The 15,808-nt window shown below is 71.9% G+C and carries 12 protein-coding genes; 5 read left to right on the top strand and 7 right to left on the bottom strand.

All coding sequences use genetic code 11. From position 1 onward, the window contains the following. The first annotated feature begins 48 nt into the window (after positions 1-48). The gene (locus LNK82_RS31935) at positions 49-792 is read left to right on the top strand and encodes a hypothetical protein (protein WP_230570611.1); all 744 of its coding nucleotides are present in this window, start codon (positions 49-51) and stop codon (positions 790-792) included. 3 nt (positions 793-795) lie between these two features. Here the strand turns inward: LNK82_RS31935 and LNK82_RS31930 are convergent, their stop codons facing one another. Continuing rightward, positions 796-1,407, bottom strand: a complete 612-nt coding sequence (locus LNK82_RS31930) for a flavodoxin family protein (RefSeq protein ID WP_230570610.1) — start codon at positions 1,405-1,407, stop codon at positions 796-798. Between the two features lie 99 nt (positions 1,408-1,506). Here LNK82_RS31930 and LNK82_RS31925 point away from each other — a divergent pair, with 99 nt between their 5' ends. Continuing rightward, positions 1,507-2,391, top strand: coding sequence for an aminoglycoside phosphotransferase family protein (locus tag LNK82_RS31925; protein WP_230570609.1), 885 nt, complete (start codon positions 1,507-1,509; stop codon positions 2,389-2,391). Positions 2,392-2,466: 75 nt separating this feature from the next. On the opposite strand, the gene xylB is transcribed toward LNK82_RS31925, so the two are convergent. Together xylB and xylA are read right to left on the bottom strand one after the other, a co-directional pair. Further along, positions 2,467-3,846 (bottom strand): xylulokinase, encoded by a 1,380-nt coding sequence (xylB, locus tag LNK82_RS31920; protein ID WP_230570608.1) that lies wholly within the window; start codon positions 3,844-3,846, stop codon positions 2,467-2,469. Further along, positions 3,846-4,982, bottom strand: a complete 1,137-nt coding sequence (gene xylA, locus LNK82_RS31915; protein WP_230570607.1) for a xylose isomerase — start codon at positions 4,980-4,982, stop codon at positions 3,846-3,848. Before xylA ends, xylB begins: the two co-directional genes overlap by 1 nt. Before the next feature lie 61 nt (positions 4,983-5,043). On the opposite strand from xylA, the gene LNK82_RS31910 reads away from it, so the two are divergent. Next, positions 5,044-6,216: an ROK family transcriptional regulator gene (locus LNK82_RS31910; protein WP_230570606.1), complete on the top strand. Its 1,173-nt coding sequence runs from the start codon at positions 5,044-5,046 to the stop codon at positions 6,214-6,216. 72 nt (positions 6,217-6,288) lie between these two features. On the opposite strand, the gene LNK82_RS31905 is transcribed toward LNK82_RS31910, so the two are convergent. Continuing rightward, the gene (locus LNK82_RS31905) at positions 6,289-6,819 is read right to left on the bottom strand and encodes an AAA family ATPase (protein WP_230570605.1); all 531 of its coding nucleotides are present in this window, start codon (positions 6,817-6,819) and stop codon (positions 6,289-6,291) included. A gap of 206 nt (positions 6,820-7,025) precedes the next feature. On the opposite strand from LNK82_RS31905, the gene LNK82_RS31900 reads away from it, so the two are divergent. Together LNK82_RS31900 and LNK82_RS31895 are read left to right on the top strand one after the other, a co-directional pair. After that, positions 7,026-9,668 carry an nSTAND1 domain-containing NTPase gene (locus LNK82_RS31900; RefSeq protein WP_230570604.1) on the top strand — a complete coding sequence of 881 codons (2,643 nt, stop codon included), beginning with the start codon at positions 7,026-7,028 and terminating at the stop codon, positions 9,666-9,668. Positions 9,669-9,704: 36 nt separating this feature from the next. Next, complete coding sequence (locus LNK82_RS31895) at positions 9,705-10,103, top strand: LapA family protein (protein WP_443706266.1); 399 nt, start codon at positions 9,705-9,707, stop codon at positions 10,101-10,103. A gap of 10 nt (positions 10,104-10,113) precedes the next feature. On the opposite strand, the gene LNK82_RS31890 is transcribed toward LNK82_RS31895, so the two are convergent. The 3 genes from LNK82_RS31890 to LNK82_RS31880 all read right to left on the bottom strand — a co-directional run bounded on the left by LNK82_RS31890 (position 10,114) and on the right by LNK82_RS31880 (position 15,806). Beyond that, positions 10,114-12,834 (bottom strand): cellulose binding domain-containing protein, encoded by a 2,721-nt coding sequence (locus LNK82_RS31890; protein ID WP_230570603.1) that lies wholly within the window; start codon positions 12,832-12,834, stop codon positions 10,114-10,116. Between the two features lie 543 nt (positions 12,835-13,377). Continuing rightward, complete coding sequence (locus tag LNK82_RS31885) at positions 13,378-14,409, bottom strand: LacI family DNA-binding transcriptional regulator (RefSeq protein WP_230570602.1); 1,032 nt, start codon at positions 14,407-14,409, stop codon at positions 13,378-13,380. Then, positions 14,406-15,806: a GH1 family beta-glucosidase gene (locus tag LNK82_RS31880; protein WP_230570678.1), complete on the bottom strand. Its 1,401-nt coding sequence runs from the start codon at positions 15,804-15,806 to the stop codon at positions 14,406-14,408. Before LNK82_RS31880 ends, LNK82_RS31885 begins: the two co-directional genes overlap by 4 nt. Positions 15,807-15,808: the final 2 nt, after the last annotated feature.

The following is a 15,808-nucleotide window of genomic DNA, read 5'->3' as shown; positions in this document are numbered from 1 at the left end:
AACAACGGTACGCTGGCGCCTGCCGAACCGGCAACACGGGAGAGTGCGATGACCGATCTACGGCCGACGAACGACCAGAAGGAGTCGGAGAAGCGGCTCCTGGACGAACTGCGGGCGCTCTACACCTCCCGCAACCGGCCGTCGATGCAGTTCCTGTCCGACTTGTCCAACCGCAGCAAGTCCACGATCCACAACGTCCTGATCTCCGGTCGGATCGCGAGCTGGTCGGTCGTCGAGGACATCGTCGTCGCGCTCGACGGGGACGTCGACCGGTTCCGCAAGCTGTACGAGATGATCGACAGCGAACGCCTCGGGCTCAACGACCGCGCCGAGGAACTGGGCTCGGAACTCGGTCTGCCCGCCAGCCGGCACACGCAGGTGTCCGAGACGCACATCGTCTCCCACGGCGGCGCCGTCTACATCCAGTCGGGTGGCGTGCCGCCGTTCAACCCGTTGACCACGTCCGCCCCGCCGGACCTGGTCTCGCTCTACGAATCGGCCTGCGCCGCCCACGCGACCGGGGCGCACGCGGCCACCCTGGGGCTGGTCAGGTCGCTGGTCGAGGCGGTCGGGGCGCGCGAGGCGGACGACCACGAGCCGTTGGAGGGCCTGCGCGCGCTGCGTCGCCGCGAGGTGATCCCGTCGCGCGTGGCGATCAAGGGCGAGCACGTGCACCGGATCGCGTCCGACGTGGTGCGCGGGATCAGGCCGCCGCGTCCGGACGACTCCGCCGCCGCGCTGTCGTTCGCGCTGGCCCTGATGTCGTGCGTGTACCTCGACCGCGGGCGGTAGTGGTCAGCTCGACGACGGAGGCGGCGGGATAGGGGACTTGGCGAGGGCCTGGGCGACGGCGTGGAGGTTGGCCGCCATGGCTTCGCCCGTGCTCTTCGACCAGTCGTGGCCGTGGACGGTGTCCGGGTAGCTCGGGCCCGGCCCGGGGCCCATGTTCCAGTAGGTCCACGCCTGGCCCGGAACGGTGTAGCCGATGTCGCCCAGGGCGCCGGCGACCTCGCTGATCACGTGGTGCGCGCCGTCCTCGTTGCCGGTCACCACGACCCCCGCGACGCGGTTGTACGCGACCGGCCGGCCCTCGTCGTCCTGCTCGGAGATCATCGCGTCCATCCGCTCGATCACGCGCTGCGCGACGGACGACGGGTGGCCGACCCACGTCGGGGTGGCGACGACCAGGATCTCCGCGTTCAGCAGCTCGTCGTGCAGCATCGGCCACTCGTCGCCCTCGCCGAGGTCGGTGACGACTCCCGGAGGCACGTCGTGGTCCACCACCCGGAACGTCCGCACCTCGACGTCCCGCTGTTCGAGGGCCATGACGACGACGTCCGCCAGCAGTTGGGTGTTGGACGCATCGGGCGACTTCTTCAACGTGCAGTTGAGCACCACGGCCCTCATCACGGGCACCTCCGCATCCGGTCGGCCAACTCGCCGGTTACCCGCGGCGGACGGGAAAATGCGTTGCCCGGCACGCGGGGTGATCGGGAGGCTGGCGGGATGGTCGACATCTCCCCGCCCGACGGTCGTGCCGGCATCGACGCCGCGCTGGTGCGGCGGCTGCTCGCGAGCCAGTTCCCGCGGTGGGCCGGGCTGCCCGTGGCGCCGGTCGAGGTCGACGGGTGGGACAACCGCACGTACCGGCTGGGCGACGACATGACGGTGCGGCTGCCCACCGGCGAGGGTTACGCGCCGGCGGTGGAGAAGGAGCACCGGTGGTTGCCGGTCCTCGCGCCGTCGCTGCCCGTCCCGGTGCCCGTGTCGCTGGCCGTGGGCGTGCCGGGTGAGGGCTACCCGTTCCCCTGGTCTGTCCGGCGTTGGCTGGACGGGCAGACGGCGTCGCCGGACCGCGTCGACGACCTGGCGGGGTTCGCGGTCTCGATCGCCGACTTCCTCCGCGCCCTGCGGCGCATCGACGCGACGGATGGGCCGCGAGCGGGCGCGCACAGCTTCTACCGGGGCACCTCGCCGGGCTACTACGACGACGGGACGCGGCGGGCGTTGGCGGCGTTGGAGGGCCGGATCGACGTCGGCAGGGCCGCCGCCGTGTGGGAGGACGTGCTGCGCACGCCGGAGTGGTCCGGGCCCCCGGTGTGGTTCCACGGCGACATCGCGAGCGGGAACCTGCTGGTCGACGGCGGGAAGCTGACCGCCGTGATCGACTTCGGCGGGTGCGGTGTCGGCGATCCCGCGTGCGATCTCGTCATCGCGTGGACCATGTTCTCGGGTGAGAGCAGGAGGGTCTTCCGCGAAGCGGTCGGGTTGGACGACGCGACGTGGGAGCGGGCACGCGGGTGGGCGCTGTGGAAGGCCCTCATCACGCTCGCCGACGGCGACGAGCGGTCACGGCACGTGCTCGAGGAAGTGCTCGGGGACGCGCCGTAACCGGACGTCGCGAGGTCACGAGGTTCGAGCCGAAGGGAGCGCCTCCGCGGCCGGAAGCGCCCCCTTCGGCTCGCGTCAGCGGTTGACGGTCAGGTCGCGCGCCGCGGCGTAGCGGTCCCGGACCCACGGGGTCGGGTCGGCTTCGACGGAGGTCGAGGCCAGTTCCGACCAGTGGGGCGGGGTGTCCGCGCCGCCCGCCGCCCACGCCGCCTGCCTGGCGGCGCCGTCGGCCACGTACTCGCTCGGCGCCGGCACCACGACCGGGCAGCCGAAGATCGCCGGTGCGAGTTGCCGCACGGCGGGCATGCGGGCGCCGCCGCCGATGAGCAGCACGCGGGTGACCGGCATGCCGAGCGCCCGCAGTGCGTCGATCGCGTCCGCCAGGCTGCACAGCAGGCCCTCGACCGCGGCGCGCGCCAAGTGCGCCGGGGTCATGGTGTCGAGCCTCATGCCGTGCAGGGCGCCGGTGGAGTCGGGCTTGTTCGGCGTCCGCTCCCCCTCCAGGTACGGCACGAGGACGAGGCCGTCCGCTCCCGCGGGCGCGGACAGGGCCAGGTCCGACAGGTCCGCCAGGTCGACGCCGAGCACGGACGAGGTCGACGTGAGCACCCGTGAGGCGTTCAGGGTGCACACCAGCGGCAGGTGGCCGCCCTCGGCGTCGGCGAAGCCGTTGACGATGCCGGTGCCGTCGGCGACGGGGTTCGGCCAGCGCGCGAACGCCGTGCCGGACGTGCCGATGGACACCACGACGTCACCGGGCTGCGCCTGCACCCCGAGGGCCGCCGCCGCGTTGTCGCCCGCGCCCGCGCCGAACCGGCCGCCGACCAGGTCCGCCGGGCCGACGACGCGTGGCACCGCGACGACCTTGCCCAGGGCCAGTTCGAGCAGGTCCGGCCGGTAGTCCTCTGTGGACGGAGACCAGTACCCCGTGCCGCTGGCGTCGCTGCGGTCGGTGGTCAGCGCGTCCAGCGACGTGCCGCCGGCCAGCTTCCACGTCAGCCAGTCGTGCGGGAGGCAGACCGCCGCGGTGCGGGCGGCGGACTCCGGCTCGTTGGCCGCCAGCCACCGCAGCTTGGTCACCGTGAGCGAGGCGACCGGCACGCTGCCGATCGCCTCGGCCCACTGGTCCGGACCGCCCAGCTCGGCGGTGAGGTCGGCCGCCGCCGGCGCGGAACGGGTGTCGTTCCACAGCAGCGCCGGCCGGACCACCTCCCCGGCCTCGTCGAGCGTCACCATGCCGTGCTGCTGCGCGGCCACCGACACGGCGGCCACGTCGTCCAGGCCGCCCGCGTCCGCGATGGCCGTCTGGAGCGCCTCCCACCAGGCGGAGGGATGCACCTCGGTGCCCGTCGGGTGCGCCGCACGCCCTTGCCGAACAAGGGCGCCGGTGTCCGCGTCGCGGACCACAACCTTGCAGGACTGGGTGGACGAGTCGACGCCCGCGACGAGCGCCATCAGCGCGCGCCCAGCAGGTGCTCGGTCGCCAGCTGCGCGAGGCGCACGAAGCCGAAGCCGCGCTCGGCCGCGGTGTCGGGCTCGAAGTCCTCGCCCTTCAGGAAGTCCTCGATCGACTCGCCCGCGTTCAGGGTCGGCTCGGCCAGCTCGTACACGCCGCTGTACTTCATCGCCTCCTGCACCTCGGGGTCGGCGCGGAACGCCGCCGCCCGCTCGCGCAGCAGCTTGTAGGTGCGCATGTTGGCCGCCGCGCTCTCCCACACGCCGTCGAAGTCCTCGGTGCGCAGCGGCTTGTAGTCGAAGTGCCGAGGCCCTTCGTAGCCGCCGTTCTCCAGCAGGTCGACCAGGAAGAACGCGGACAGCAGGTCGCCTTGGCCGAACACGAAGTCCTGGTCGTAGCGCGGGCCCTTCTGGCCGTTGAGGTCGATGTGGAAGAGCTTGCCCTGCCACAGCGCCTGGCCGATGCCGTGCACGAAGTTGAGGCCCGCCATCTGCTCGTGGCCGACCTCGGGGTTCACGCCGACCAGCTCGTGGTGCTCGAGCGTCGAGATGAACGCCAGCGCGTGGCCGATCGTCGGCAGCAGGATGTCGCCGCGCGGCTCGTTCGGCTTGGGCTCCAGCGCGAAGCGGAAGCCGTAGCCCTGGTCGACCGAGTACTGCGCGACCGTGTCGACGGCCTCGCGGTAGCGGTCGAGGGCGGCGGACACGGGCTTGCCCGCGTCGACCTCGGAGCCTTCCCGGCCACCCCACATCACGATGGTCTCGGCGCCGAGCTCGGCCGCCAGTTCCAGGTTGCGCAGCACCTTCCGCAGCGCGAACCGCCGGACCGAGCGGTCGTTGCTGGTGAAGCCGCCGTCCTTGAACACCGGGTGGGTGAACAGGTTGGTGGTCACCATGGGCACGACCATGCCGGTCTCGTCCAACGCCGCGCGGAACGCGGAGACCCGCTTGCCCACCTCGGCCGCGTCGGAGCCGAAGGGGAACAGGTCGTCGTCGTGGAACGTGATGCCCCACGCACCGAGCTCCGAGAGCTTGCGCACCGCCAACGGCGCGTCCAGCGGGGGGCGGGTCGCGTCACCGAACGGGTCGCGTCCCGGCCAGCCGACCGTCCACAGGCCGAAGCTGAACTTGTCCACGAGGGCACCTCCAATAAGTTTGATGCCTGAACTTATCGCACTCAGCCGCTAGGATCCAGTGGTGTCCAGACCGCAGCCCGCGAGCCAGCACACCGTGCGACGGCACAACTCCGCCCTCGTGCTCGACGCCATCGCCGAGGCGCCCGGGTCGTCGCGCGCGGCCGTGGCCGCCCGCACCGGCCTGACCAAGGCCACCGTGTCGAGCCTGGTCGACCGGATGATCGGCGCCGGGCTCGTGGCCGAGGGCGAGGCGCAGGCCAGATCCGGTCCCGGCCGGCGCGGCACGGCGTTGCACCTGTCGCCCACCGGGCCGCACGGGCTCGGGGTGGAGATCGGGGTCGACTACCTGGCCACGTGCCTGGTCGACCTCACCGGGCGGGTGCGGGCGCGCTGGGTGCGGCCCAGCGACAATCGTGCCTCCTCCCCCGCCCGGGTGCTGGCCAAGGTGGCGACGGCGGTGCGCACGGCGGCGAAGCAGGACGTGCCGATCGGCGGGGTCGGCGTGGCCGTGCCCGGCCTGGTGGAGGTGGCCGGCGGGTCGCTGCGCGTCGCGCCGAACCTGGGCTGGCGCGAGGTGGACGTCCGGGGCGAGCTGACCCGCCGGGTCGAGCTGGACGTGCCGGTGCTGGTGGGCAACGAGGCGAACCTCGCCGCGCTGGCCGAGCTGTGGCACGGGGACGTGGCGACGGACTTCCTGCACATCTCGGGCGAGATCGGCATCGGCGCGGGCATCGTGGTGGGCGGCGCGCTGTTCGAGGGCGTGTCCGGGTTCGGCGGCGAGATCGGGCACCTGTCCGTCGACCCGCGCGGGCCGCAGTGCGCGTGCGGGTCGCGCGGGTGCCTGGAGCGGTTGGCCGGGCAGGACGAGATCGTGCGCGCGGCGGGCGTGTCCGGGGTGGACGAGCTGCTGGTCAGGCTGGCGGCGGGTGACCGGACGGCCACGACGGCGGTGCGCTCGGCGGCGCGGTGGCTCGGCGTGGCGCTGTCCGGCGCGGTGAACCTGCTCGACCTGCCCTCGGTGGTGCTGGGCGGCACGTACGCCCGCCTGGAGCCGTGGTTGCAGGAGCCGTTGCACGCGGAGCTGGACCGGCGGGTCGTCAGCGCCGAGTGGTCACCCGTTCGGGTGGTTTCCTCGTCGCTGGGCGCGGAGGCCGCCATGCGCGGCGCCGCCACCACCGCCGTGCGCGCGATCCTCGCCGACCCCGACCCCTACGTCACCACCGCCCTGTCCTGAGCGTTGAACTCACCTGTTCCGAACGTAGGACACGCGCACCCTGAACGTAGGACTCTCGCGCGTGTCCTACGTTCAGGTCCCGCGTGTCGAACGCTCAGGTACCCCGAGTTCTACGTTCAGGACGGCCAGGAGCGCCTGATAGGTGTGAGCTGGGTCACCTTCCACCGAGCGGATGAGGGTGGGGTGGCGCGTGGCGATGATGGTTTGCAGGTTGTCGTACATCGCCGAGAGCTCGGCCGGGGTGGCCTGGATCGTGCCACGCTCGGTGAACCGGCGGATCGCGTTGTCCTTGGTGTCGATCAGGACGACCTCGTGGTAGGCCGCGCCCACGTCGACCGCCAGGGCGGACAGGCGGTCCAGGAACTCCGGTCGGCCGAGGAACTGGGGCACGACCACGTCGTGGCCGGACGTCAGGTGCACGCGGGCAGCGGCGACGGCGATGTCGCGCGCCAGGCGACCGGCCTCGCCGAGGTCGCCCGCGATCAGGTCGCGCACCCGGTCGACGTCCAACGCCAACGCAGGTGGGTGGTCGTCCGCGTAACGGCGCGCGATGGTCGACTTGCCGCACCCTGGCGGACCGTTCAGAGCGATCAGGCGAGGCACTCCCCCGAGCTTAGCCGCGGTGAACGGCGCCTCCGCGCACCGCAAGCACGGCCGAAGTGCTCTGGACCGCTTCACCCGAATGCAGTCACCCGAAGCGGGCCCACCGCGGACCGTCGTCTGACAGCCTGGACGGCACGTTTGTCACTGCGGACAATCGTCGTGAGACTGCCAGGGGGGTGGACCGGTTGCCGCGCGGAGAACGCCCGTTGGACGTCGGTGACAGCCCGCTGCTGAAGTTCGCCGCCGACCTGAGGTCGTTGCGGGACAAGGCGGGCGGGCAGAGCTACCGGCAGTTGGGCGCGCGCGCCCACTATTCGGCGACGACGTTGTCCGACGCGGCCGGCGGGCGCAGGCTGCCCACGCTCGCGGTGACGCTGGCCTACGTGCGCGCCTGCGAGGGCGACGTGGCCGAGTGGGAGGACCGGTGGCGGCAGGTCGCCGCCGAGGTGCTGCCCAGCGCCGACCCGCCCCCGGACGAGGGCCACCCGCCGTACGCGGGCCTGGCGGCCTACGGCACCGAGGACGCCGAGTGGTTCTTCGGCCGCGACCACCTGCTGGACGACCTGGAGCAACGGCTGGCGCACCGCCGGTTCATCGCGGTGTTCGGCGCCTCGGGCGCGGGCAAGTCGTCCCTGCTGCGCGCCGGCCTGGTGCCGCGGGTGGCGGGCCGCGTCGTGGTCACCGCGCCGAGCGAGACCGCCGACCCCGACCTGGACGCCGACCTGCTCATCGTGGACCAGTTCGAAGAGGTCTTCACGCTCTGGCCGGACACCGACCGGCGCACCGCCTACGTCGACACCCTGCTGACCGCCCGGTGCAAGGTCGTGGTCGGCGTGCGGGCCGACTTCTACGGTCACTGCGCGCAGCACCCGCGGCTGGTCGAGGCCTTGACCGACGCCCAGCTGCTGCTCGGGCCGATGGGCGCCGAGGAACTGCGCCAGGTGATCATGCAGCCCGCCGTGAAGGCGTCGTGCACGGTGGAGACGGCGCTGGTGTCCCGGCTCATCGCGGACGCCACCGGTCAGGCGGGCGTGCTGCCGCTGATGTCGCACGCGCTGCTGGAGACCTGGCGGCGACGGCGCGGCACCACGTTGACGCTGGCCGGGTACGAGGCCGCGGGCGGCGTCCAGCACGCCATCGCGCAGACCGCCGAACGCACCTACACGTCGCTGGAACGGCACCAGCGCGCGGTGGCGCGGCAGGTGTTCCTGCGGCTCACCGCGCTCGGCGACGGCACCGAGGACACCAAGCGCCGGCTGCCGCGCGCCGAGCTCGACCACGACGTGGACGTGGACGTGGTGCTCGACCGGCTCGCCCACGCCCGGCTGCTCACCCTGGACCGCGACAGCGTGGAGATCGCGCACGAGGCGCTGATCCGCTCCTGGCCGCGGCTGCGCGGCTGGCTGGCCGAGGACCGGGAGGGTCTGCGCACCATGCGCAGGCTCACCGAGGCCGCCGCCACCTGGGAATCGCTCGGCCGCGACCCGGACGCGCTGTACCGGGGCACGCGGCTGGACACCGCGGTCGAGTGGACGCGGCGCGACGGCGTGCGCACCAGCGCGCAGGAGCGCGACTTCCTGGCCGAGAGCCTTCAGGCGCGGGACCGGGAACGGCTGGTCACGCTGCGGCACACCCGCAGGCTGCGCCAGCTCGTGGCGCTGCTGGCCGTGCTGCTCCTGCTCGCCGGCACCGCCGTGGTGATCGCGATCAGCGCGCAGAAGGAGGCCGCGGCGGGCTGGAACTCGTCGGCCGGCTGGTACGTGGCCAACCAGTCGCAGAGCCTGCGCAGCAGCGCCCCGGAGCTCGCCGACCAGCTCGCCATCGTCGCCCACCGCCTCAACCCGAACGACGAGACGCGTGACGGCGTGCTCAGCGCGCGGGCGAGGAGCGAGCTCAACGAGGCCGCGCGCGCCGCCTTCGCCTCAGCCCTGGCCCGAAGCCCGGACGGCGACCGGCAGACGCCGACGCGGGTGTTCGGGCCCGCGAACGAGACCGTGACCTCGATCGCCGTGAACAAGGACGGCCAGGCGTTCGCCACGACGTTGGTGGACGGGCCCGCGAAGGTCTGGGACGTGACCGACCTGACTCCCGAGGTCATCCACGACTTCGGCTCCCCCGTCGACCTGATCGCGTTCGACCCGGCCCGCGCCCGCACGCTGGTCACCGTGTCGGAGCCGGCCGGTGTCGCGGTGTGGGACACGACCGACCCGGCCGAGCCGGTCGAGGTGGCGCGCCTGACCGACCACCCGCACCAGGTCGTCGGCGTCGCCTACAGCCCGGACGGCCGCGACGTCATCACCTTCGACGTCATGGGCGTGATCCGGCTGTGGGACGTGTCCGACCCCAAGAGCCCGAAGCCGGTCACGCGGCTGGACACCGCGCGGGACGTCACCGCGGTCGCCGTGTCGCACGACCACCGCACGCTGGCGTTCGGCACCGCGAAGGGCGAGGTCCGGCTGTACGACGTGACCGACCGGGCCAAGCCCGCGGAGCTGTGGTCCGGCCGCGCGCACCGGGGAGCGGTGCAGGCGCTCGGCTTCGACCGGTCCGGTGTCGCGCTCGCCACGGTCGGCGCGCAGGACATGGTCGCGCTGTGGGACGTGTCGGACCCGCGGCGGACCTCGGCGCGCGGCCGGATCAACGGGGTCACCGAAGGCGTCTACGCGGTGGCGTTCGACGACACCGCGACCAAGGTGGTGACCTCGAAGTCGAACGGCACGACGCGCGCGTGGGAGTTCGACTTCGACACGGCGGTGCGCGAGATGTGCGCCGGCGTCACCGCCCCCATCACCCAGGAGGAGTGGACGCTCTACGTCGGCGCGTTGGAGTACCGCCGCCCGTGCGGTTGATTGGCGGGCCGGCGCGGACGGGCAGATAATCACCGCGTGACCAGTCCGCGTGACGACGACCGCACCCAGGCGTTGCCGACGAGCCCCATCCCCGACGGTCCACCGGCGGTGGGTCTCGGCGGACCCGGCGCGGTCGAGCCCTCGGTCACCGACGTGCCGGAGCGGAAGGCCGGGCCGCAGGCCAAGCTGAAGCCGACCAGGATCAGCGGCACGTGGGTCGCCGTGCTCGCGTCGATCGTGGTGCTGATCGTGCTGCTGGTGTTCATCCTGCAGAACCTCGCCGACGCCACGATCCACTTCCTCGGCGCGGCGGGCACGCTGCCGCTGGGCGTGGCACTGCTGTTCGCGGCGATCGCCGGCGCGATCCTGGTGGCCCTGGTCGGCGCAGCCCGGATAATGCAGCTGCGCCGCCAGGCCAAACGAGGGCTGCGGTAGTCGACGGCAGTCAGCCTGCGAGGCAGGTCCTGCCGTTCAGCGTGAAGCCGGTGGGTGCGACGTTGCTGCCCTGCCAGCTCGCCTGGAATCCGAATTCCACCGTGCTCCCCGCCGCGATGGTCCCGTTCCAGCCCTCGTTGCTCACGGTCACGGCGGCGCCGGTCTGCGACGCCTTGCCGTTCCAACTGTTGGTGATCTTCTGGCCGTTCGCGAACGACCAGCCCAGGTTCCAGCCCGTGACGGCCCTGGTGTCCCGGTTGGTGATCTTCACCGAGCCGGTGAAGCCACCTCCCCACTGGGAAGCGACCCGGTACTGCACCGAGCAGCCGGGTGGCGGCTGGTCGGTGACCGTGGTCGTCCCGGAGGTGCTCGTGGTGGTGCTGCTCGACGTGGTGGTCGGGATCGTGGTGGTCGTGGTGGGGAACGGCTCGGTGGTCGAGATGTTCCCGGCCGGGTCGGCGACGAGGATGCCCCGGCCGTTGGTGCCCAGGTAGACGCGCCCGTAGACGCGCGGGTCGCCGGTGATCGCCTCGCCCATGTTGCCGTACTGCTGGTTCACCCCGGTGTTGATGTGCACGAAGCCCGCCGCCAGGCCGTCGAAGCCGAAGCCCTCCATCCGGTAGACGCCCAGGCGGCCGTCCTCGAAGGCCAGCACGGTGTACATGGCCGGGTAGGTCTTGCCCTCGGCGGCCTTGCCGAACCCGACGCTGACGGCCTTGGTGACCCACTTGTTCTTCCGGACGGTGGCGCCGGAGTCGGTGGACCGGAACAAGCCGTCACCGGTCAGCCAGAGGTCGCCCTCGTGGCCCGGCACGGCCTTGAGCTTGGTCGCCGCCACCTCGGGGCCCGCGGTGAACGTCGCCCCGCCGTCGGTGCTGGTGTAGAGCCGGCCGCCGGCCAGGCCGTAGAACTTGTTCGGGTTCACCCGGTCGGACTCCACGACGGCCCCCACCGGGATGCCGGTGGACGGCGTCCAGGTGTTGCCGAAGCCCACCGAGTGGTGCACGGCCGCGCCGGCCGGGCTCCACACGAACCGTGAGCCGTCCGCCGACGCCGCGACCGTGCCGCCGCCGGTGACGCCGCCCGGTTCCGAGCCCGCGAACCAGTTCGCGCCGCCGTCGGTGGAGAACGCCACGTGCGGCGAGCCGTCCACGTTGCCGGAGCGGACGATCACCGACGGGTTCTTCTCGGCGTAGTCCAGGCTGGTGGTCGTGGTGAAGTTGGGCTGCTGGAACATCAGCGGCGGCACCTTGGTGATGTCGGTGTGCCGGAACCCGCCGATGTCGCCGAGGCCGCTGATCAGCGGCGCGCCCGTGGGCGGGCTGATCAGGTCGAGCACCGCGGTCTCCTCCAGCCCCGCGGCGGTCGGCTTGATCGTGATCCGGCCGCCGTCGTCCCACTTGAGCAGGTCCGTCGTGCCGTAGATGGTGGCGCCGGTGCCGTACATCATCCGGTTGGAGTCGAACGGGTCGATCTCCAGCGACTCCACCATCCAGCCGAGCTTCGGCGAGGTCTCCGGCGGCTGCGGGTTCGCGCCCCAGCTCAGCCACGGCGAGGAGCTGATGTCCATGGTGTAGCGGAAGCTGCGCTCGGGGTAGCTGGTGAAGTCCCACGCCCGCGTCCACGTCGCGCCGCCGTCGGTGCTGCGGAAGATGATGACGTCCGGCCACCAGGAGATCTGGGTGGCGACCATCAGCGTGCCCGGGTCCTGCCGGTCGATCGTCAGGCCGCTGTAGCCGAAGTAGGCGTCGGAGCTGCTGGACGGGACGGGGCTGATCTGCGTCCACGCGCCGGTGGCGGTGTCGTACTTCCACACGTCGCCCTTGCCGCCGTCGTACGGGCCGCCGGTGTCGCTGGTGGCCAGGTAGAGGAAGCCGCCCTCGGCGTCCAGCTCGCCCTGGTGGGCGATGTAGCCGGTGGGCTGGCCGGCCAGCCGGGTCCAGGTCGCGCCCGCGTCCGTGCTGCGGTAGACCGTGTTCTCCTTGTCGGCCACGCCGACGTAGATCGTCTTGGAAGGGCCGCCTGCGGTCGCGGAGCGCGGGTCGTAGGTCACCCAGACCACGCCCTGGATGTCGTTGGCGTAGCCGTTGGGGTCGTTCGGGTCGGCGACGTAGTTGCCCGGGTTGGGGAAGCTCGCCACCTGCGACCACGTCACGCCGCTGTCCGTGCTGCGCCACAGGCCCTTGCCGCTGGGCGCGCCGAAGTACAGCACCCGCCCGTCGTTCGGGTCGACCGACAGCCGCTCCCCCATGCCGCGGCCCGGCATGTTGCCGCCCACCTTGAACGGCAGCTCGGTGCGCTGCCACGTGGCGCCGCGGTCGGAGGAGCGCAGGATCGCGCCGTTGTTCGGGTCCCAGCTGTTGGTGTACATGCCCACGGCCGCGTACACCTTGTCGGCGTTCTTCGGGTCCGGCGCGATGCTCGCCACGCCGTTGTAGCCCCACTTGTCCCAGCCGACCCAGTCCAGCAGCGGGATCCAGCGGCCGGTGGCCTGGTTCCACCGGTACGCGCCGCCGATGTCGGTGCGGGCGTAGATCAGGTCCTTCTCCGCCGGGCTGAACACGATACCCGGCACGAACCCGCCGCCCGCGATCTCCACGTTGCGCCAGTTGTGCGGCTGCACGATGCCCGAGGCGGACAGCGGCGGCGACGCGGGACTCGCCGCGGCGGTCACCAGCACCACACCGAGCGCGGCGACCGCCGCGGCGGTCAACGCGAGAAGCCGCTTCATGACTCCACCCCCACCTTCATGACTGGCACATCCGTGACTGGCGCGCTCGCGACTCGCCACACCCGTGGCCGGACCTGCCCGGACGCACCGGTCCCGGCCGGGTTCGCGGTCGAGGTGGCGTCCGGGTGGCCCTCGGCTCGACGGCCCGCGACTCCCACCGGGCCCGGCAGGGCCGCTGCCGCCGTGGACGGGGTGCGTCGGGCCATCGGTGCTGCGCTCCTTCGCGCGGGGTGGGAGGAGGCGGTGGGCGAGAGGGATCCGCCTCCTCCCTGGCTTGAGGAAGTCAGGGTCTGGAGGTCGTGCGTTCCGGACGCGGTGGTGGCCGTCCGTTACCAGTTCTGGGAGCGCTCCCAGAACAGGCAGGATTGGACCGTAGCCAGGCTGATCGACTGACGGCAAGGGTCGGAGCTACGCCATCCGAGTGAACTGTGGGCTCAGGCCGACCGACGTGCGTCGAACGCGTCGAACGCGACGTCGAATCGCTTCGAAATGCCGCGACCCGGACCGAGAGGCCCGGGTCGCGACACGTTCTTCGAGATCGGCTCAGGCGCTCGAACGAGTGACCATCGCGGTGGGCAGGAGCAGGAACGGCGGGAGGTTCTCCTCGCCGGCCAGCTCCGCCATGAGCCGCCAGGTCATGGTGCGCCCCAACTGCTCCACGTCCTGCCGGATCGTGGTCAGCGGCGGCACCGCGGTCGAGGCGATCATCAGGTCGTCGAACCCGACCACGGCGACGTCGTCGGGCACCTTCTTGCCGTGCGCGTGCAGGGTCTGCAACGCGCCCAGCGCCATGATGTCCGCGCCGACGAACACCGCGTCCAGGTCCGGGGCCTGCTCGAGCAGGTCGGCCATGGCCGCCGCGCCGCTCTCCGGCGTGAAGTCGCCGTACGCGACCAGGCCGGTGTCGACCCTGGCCTGGCTCAGACCGCGCTTCCAGCCCGAGAGGCGGTCCATGCCCACCGCCATGTCCCGGGGGCCGGCGATGGTGCCGATGCGCTTGTGACCCCGCGCGACCAGGTAACGAGCCGCTTCCATGGCGCCGTTGAAGTTGTCCGAGTCCACATAGGGCACCCCACCGGCGCCGAGGGGCCTGCCGCAGACCACGGTCGGCAGGCCCGCATCGGCGAGCGTGCGGGGCAGCGGGTCCTGGCCGTGGAGGCTGATGACCAGCACGCCGTCCACGTGACCGCCGCAGAGGTAGTTCACCAGGTCCTGCTCGTCGCCCTCCTTGCTCATCATGAGGACGAGCTGGACCCGCTTGCCCGCGAGCTCGGCGTGCACACCGCGGAGCACACCGGCGAAGAACGGGTCGTTCAGCACCCGGCTGCCCTGCTCGGACACGACCATGGCGATGCAGTTGGCCCGGCTGCCCGCGAGCGTCCGGGCCGCCTGGTTCGGGCTGTACCCGAGCTTGCCGATGGCCTGGTGGACGGCTTCCCGCGCTCTGGAGCTGACGTACGGCTCGCCGTTGATCACCCGGGAGACGGTCGACTTCGACACCCCGGCTGCCCGAGCGACCTCCTCGAGCCGGGTGTTGGGTCGTCGCGCCTTGGGCGGGTCAACGGCATCTGTCACGGAGCGACCGTCGCCGCGAGAACGTTGCCACGGGCAACCTGCGAGTACCACATGGCACTCATCTTAGGCGTCCGCACCTGGGTCTCGTAGTCGACATGCACGATCCCGAACCGCTTGGCGTAGCCCTCGGCCCATTCGAAGTTGTCCATGAGCGACCACGCGAAGTAACCGCGGAGGTCGACACCCGCCTCGATGGCCGCGTGCGCGGCCCTGAGGTGCGACTCGATGTAACCGAGGCGCTCGGTGTCGTTGATCGATCCATCGTCGCTGATGGAGTCGACGTAGGCCGCGCCGTTCTCCGTGACGTACAGCGGGATGCTGGGGTAGTCCTGGTGCACCCGCATGAGGACCTTGAAGAGGCCGTCCGGCTGCACCTCCCAGTCCATGTCGGTGCGCGGCAGGCCGCGGCTGGGGAACGACACGTGCTCGGCGCCCACCCACGGTGACCCGGTCGGGCGACGCCCGTTGGTCTGGACCGGTGCTTCGGGTTCTGGCGTGCCGCTCACGAAGTGCTCGGCGTAGTAGTTGACGCCGAGCTGGTCCAGCGGCGCGGAGATGATCTCCAGGTCGTTCTCGCGGATGTGCTTCGAGAAGCCGTACGGCTCCAGGTCCTCCACGATGTCCGCCGGGTACTCGCCCTTGAACAGCGGGTCCAGGAAGATCCGGTTCTGCAGGCCGTCGAGCCGGCGGGCGGCGTCGAGGTCGGCCGGGTCGTCCGGGTCCGCCGGGATGATCGGGTACATGTTGAGCGTGATGCCGATCTTGGCGTTCGGCGCCTGCTCGCGGATCGCCGAGGTGGCCAGGCCGTGCGCCAGCAGCAGGTGGTGCACGGCCGCGACGGCGGCCTCCGGCTCCTGGCGGCCGGGCGCGTGCACGCCCGCGGCGTAGCTGAGCAGCGACGAGCACCACGGCTCGTTGAGCGTGGTCCAGTTGTCCACCCGGTCGCCGAGCGCGCCGACGACCGACTCGGCGTACTCCGCGAAGCGGTACGCGGTGTCGCGGTTGGCCCAGCCGCCCTCGTCCTCCAGCGTCTGCGGGAGGTCCCAGTGGTAGAGCGTCAGCCACGGGGTGATGTTGTTCTCGAGCAGCTTGTCGACCAGCCGGGAGTAGAAGTCCAGGCCGGGCTGGTTGACGGGACCCGCGTCCGGGCGGATGCGCGGCCACGCGGTGGAGAACCGGTAGGCGTGCAGCCCGAGGTCGACCATCAGCTGGACGTCCTCGTCCACGCGGTAGTAGTGGTCGGCCGCGGGATCACCCGTGTCACCGCCCACCACCGCGCCCGGAAGCTGGCAGAACGTGTCCCAGATGGACGCGGTGCGACCGTCCGCGGTGGTCGCGCCTTCGATCTGGAACGCCGCTGTCGCGGCGCCCCACACGAATCCCTCGGGAAAGGAAATCG

The organism is Saccharothrix luteola (assembly GCF_020859565.1).
Classification (GTDB): Bacteria; Actinomycetota; Actinomycetes; order Mycobacteriales; family Pseudonocardiaceae; genus Actinosynnema; species Actinosynnema luteola.
The sequence above is the reverse complement of the archived record's forward strand: the minus strand, read 5'-3'. Positions and strand labels throughout refer to the sequence as shown.

Excerpts from the sequence above, each read along its gene's own strand:
- LNK82_RS31925 (WP_230570609.1), top strand. The coding sequence starts at position 1,507 with ATGGTCGACATCTCCCCGCCCGACGGTCGTGCCGGCATCGACGCCGCG.
- xylB (WP_230570608.1), bottom strand. The coding sequence starts at position 3,846 with ATGGCGCTCGTCGCGGGCGTCGACTCGTCCACCCAGTCCTGCAAGGTT.
- LNK82_RS31935 (WP_230570611.1), top strand. The coding sequence starts at position 49 with ATGACCGATCTACGGCCGACGAACGACCAGAAGGAGTCGGAGAAGCGG.
- LNK82_RS31930 (WP_230570610.1), bottom strand. The coding sequence starts at position 1,407 with ATGAGGGCCGTGGTGCTCAACTGCACGTTGAAGAAGTCGCCCGATGCG.
- LNK82_RS31890 (WP_230570603.1), bottom strand. The coding sequence starts at position 12,834 with ATGAAGCGGCTTCTCGCGTTGACCGCCGCGGCGGTCGCCGCGCTCGGT.